We start from the raw sequence: 2,976 nt of genomic DNA on the forward strand, positions 1-2,976 counted from the left end.
CGGCCTCGGCGGCGAGCGCCTCTCGCCGCTCCGGCGCGCTCACGACGACCGCGACCGGCGTGCCGATCGACGCGGCGGCGCCCAGCAGTCCCGCCGCCGACGCCGCGAGGGCGCCGGCGGGCGTGGTGTCGAGCAGGACGAGGGTCGAGTCCGTGGCGAAGTCGCTCATCATGCCAGCCTGTTCTCGATCAGGAAGGCGGCGAGCCTCTCGCCGGCGTCGCCCTCGTCGACGATCTTGACGCCCGCGCCGCGCGGCGGCTTCTCGGACACCGCGGTCATGATCGCCCGCGGGACGCTCAGGTCCTCGGCATCCACGCCCAGGTCTTCGAGCGACACGGTCTCGAACGGCTTCTTCTTCGCCGCCATGATGCCCTTGAAGTTCGGGAACCGGGCGTCGGGAAGCGCCTCGGTGATCGAGACGACCGCCGGCAGCGGGCTCGAGACCCGGGCGGCGCCGGCATCGGTCGCGCGCGTGCCGGCGACGACGCCGTCGCCGATCTCGACCGCCGACAGCGCGGTCAGCTGCGGCACTCCGAGCAGCTCCGCGAGCATCGCCGGCATGACGCCGCCGCTGCCGTCGGTGGAGAGGTTGCCGGTGATCACGAGGTCGAACCCCACCCGGCGCACCGCCGCGGCGAGCACCTCGGCGGTCAGGCCGAGGTCGGCGCCGACCAGCCCCTCGTCGACGACCTGCACCGCGGAGCCCGCGCCCATCGCGAGCGCCTTGCGGATCGTCGTGACCGCGGACTCGGGCGACATCGACACGACGACCACCTCGGTGCCGGCGTGGCCGTCGGCGTACGACAGCGCGACCTCGAGCGCCCGCTCGCCGATCTCGTCGAGCACGCGGTCGCCCGCGGCGCGATCGGCCAGACCCGTCTCGAGGTCGAGCTTGCGGTCGCCGTAGGTGTCAGGCACCTCTTTGACGAGAACGACGATCTTCATTCCGACTCCCTCCCCCGAGTCTATGCAGGACGGCCGACGTCAGCGGTGGGTGAAGGCGGGCGGGCGCTTCTCGCGGAACGCGGCCATGCCCTCCTTCTGGTCGTCGAGCGAGAACAGCGCCGTGAACGCCTGCCGCTCGAAGCGCAGGCCTTCTGACGCCGTCGTCTCCTGCGACGCGCGCAGCGCCTCCTTCGCGGCGTACAGCACGGGCAGCGACTTTCCCGCGATCGTCTCGGCGACCTTGGCCGCCTCGTCGAGCAGGTCGGCCGCGGGCACGACGCGCGAGACGAGGCCGGCGCGCTCGGCCTCGACGGCATCCATCGTCCGCCCGGTGAGGACGAGCTCGGCGGCCTTGTAGTAGCCGATCGCGCGCGGGAGCCGCTGCGTGCCGCCGAGGCCCGGGATCACGCCGAGGTTGAGCTCGGGCTGGCCGAACTTCGCGGTGTCGGCGGCGAGGATGACGTCGCACATCATCGCGAGCTCGCAGCCGCCGCCGAGGGCGAAGCCGGCGACCGCCGCGACGACGGGCGTGCGCACGCGGCCGAACTCCTCGAGCCCGGCGAACGGGCTCTGCATGGCCATGTCGCGCGCGCTCTTGTCTGCCATCTCCTTGATGTCGGCGCCCGCGGCGAACGCGCGCTCCGAGCCCGTCACGACGATGCAGCCGATGCCCTCGTCGGCGTCCAATGCCGCGGCCGCGGCGCCGAGCTCCGTGGCGAGCGTCGAGTTCAGCGCGTTGAGCGCCTCGGGCCGGCTCAGGGTGATCCAGCCCACGCGCCCGCGCGTCTCGACGAGGATCGTGGAGTACTCGGTCATCGACTCATCTCCTCTGTTCAACGGCCGGATGGCCCCAGCAGGTGCCGGCCGATGATCACCCGCATGATCTCGTTCGTGCCCTCCAGGATCTGGTGCACGCGCAGGTCGCGCACGACCTTCTCGATGCCGAACTCCTGCAGGTATCCGTAGCCGCCGTGCAGCTGCAGCGCCTCGTTCGCGACGCGGAAGCCGACGTCGGTCGCGAAGCGCTTGGCCATCGCGCACTGCATCGCGGCATCCGGCGTCTTCTCGTCGAGGGCGTGCGCGGCCTCGCGCACGAGCGCCCGCGCGGCGCGCAGCTCGGTGGCCATGTCGGCGAGCGTGAAGACGACCGACTGCCGCTCGGCGAGCGGCTCGCCGAACGTGAACCGCTCGTGCACGTAGCGGATCGCGCGGTCGAGCGCCCACTGCGCGCCGCCCAGGGAACACGCCGCGATCGACAGGCGACCGCCGTCGAGCCCGCTCATCGCGAGCGAGAAGCCCCTGCCCAGCTCGCCGAGCACCGCGGATGCCGGCACCCGCACCCGATCGAACACCACCTGCCGCGTCGGCTGGGCGTTCCAGCCCATCTTCCGCTCTGGGCTGCCGAACGACAGCCCGGCCGTGTCGCCGGGCACGACGAACGCGGTGATGCCGCGGGCTCCCGGCTCGCCGGTGCGGGCCATCACGACGTAGACCGCGGCCTCGCCGCCGCCGGAGATGAACTGCTTGACGCCGGTGAGCACGAACTCGTCGCCGTCGCGGATCGCCGTCGTGGCGATGGCCGCGGCATCCGACCCCGCGCCCGGCTCGGTGAGACAGTACGCGCCGAGGTCGGTCATGGCGACCAGGCCCGGCAGCCACTCGTTCCGCTGCTCGTCGGTGCCGTACGCGTCGATCATCCACGCGACCATGTTGTGGATCGAGATGTAGGCGGCGATCGTCGGATCGCCCTGCGCGAGCTCCTCGAACACCGCGACCGCGTCGACGCGGGCGAGCCCCACCCCGCCGACGTCGTCGCGCACGACGAGGCCGCCGAGCCCGAGCTCGCCGGCGAGGCGCAGAACGTCGCGCGGGAAGTGCTTCGTGCGGTCCCACTCCAGCGCGTGCGGCGCGAGGTGGGCCTGCGCGAACTCGCGGACGGCCGCGATGATCGCGGCGCGGTCCTCGTCGCCCAGAGGGGTGGCGGGGGTGACGGTCATGCTCATTCGATCACGTCCTCGTGAGACATCCTGA

The 2,976-nt window shown here is 72.5% G+C and carries 3 protein-coding genes; all 3 read right to left on the reverse strand.

Annotated features, from left to right (window positions below; genetic code table 11):
• Positions 1 to 168: 168 nt before the first annotated feature.
• Genes WML84_RS14365 through WML84_RS14375 form a run of 3 tightly spaced genes read right to left on the reverse strand, consistent with a single transcriptional unit; the run spans position 169 to position 2,948 of the window.
• Positions 169 to 945, reverse strand: coding sequence for an electron transfer flavoprotein subunit beta/FixA family protein (locus WML84_RS14365; RefSeq protein WP_347346820.1), 777 nt, complete (start codon positions 943 to 945; stop codon positions 169 to 171).
• Between the two features lie 39 nt (positions 946 to 984).
• Complete coding sequence (locus tag WML84_RS14370) at positions 985 to 1,761, reverse strand: enoyl-CoA hydratase-related protein (RefSeq protein WP_347346821.1); 777 nt, start codon at positions 1,759 to 1,761, stop codon at positions 985 to 987.
• 17 nt (positions 1,762 to 1,778) lie between these two features.
• Complete coding sequence (locus tag WML84_RS14375) at positions 1,779 to 2,948, reverse strand: acyl-CoA dehydrogenase family protein (RefSeq protein WP_347346822.1); 1,170 nt, start codon at positions 2,946 to 2,948, stop codon at positions 1,779 to 1,781.
• Positions 2,949 to 2,976 lie beyond the last annotated feature (28 nt).

The organism is Microbacterium sp. (assembly GCF_039812165.1).
Taxonomy (GTDB): Bacteria; Actinomycetota; Actinomycetes; order Actinomycetales; family Microbacteriaceae; genus Microbacterium.

Coding starts and splice junctions, on each gene's coding strand:
- WML84_RS14365 (WP_347346820.1), bottom strand. CDS start 945: ATGAAGATCGTCGTTCTCGTCAAAGAGGTGCCTGACACCTACGGCGAC.
- WML84_RS14370 (WP_347346821.1), bottom strand. CDS start 1,761: ATGACCGAGTACTCCACGATCCTCGTCGAGACGCGCGGGCGCGTGGGC.
- WML84_RS14375 (WP_347346822.1), bottom strand. CDS start 2,948: ATGAGCATGACCGTCACCCCCGCCACCCCTCTGGGCGACGAGGACCGC.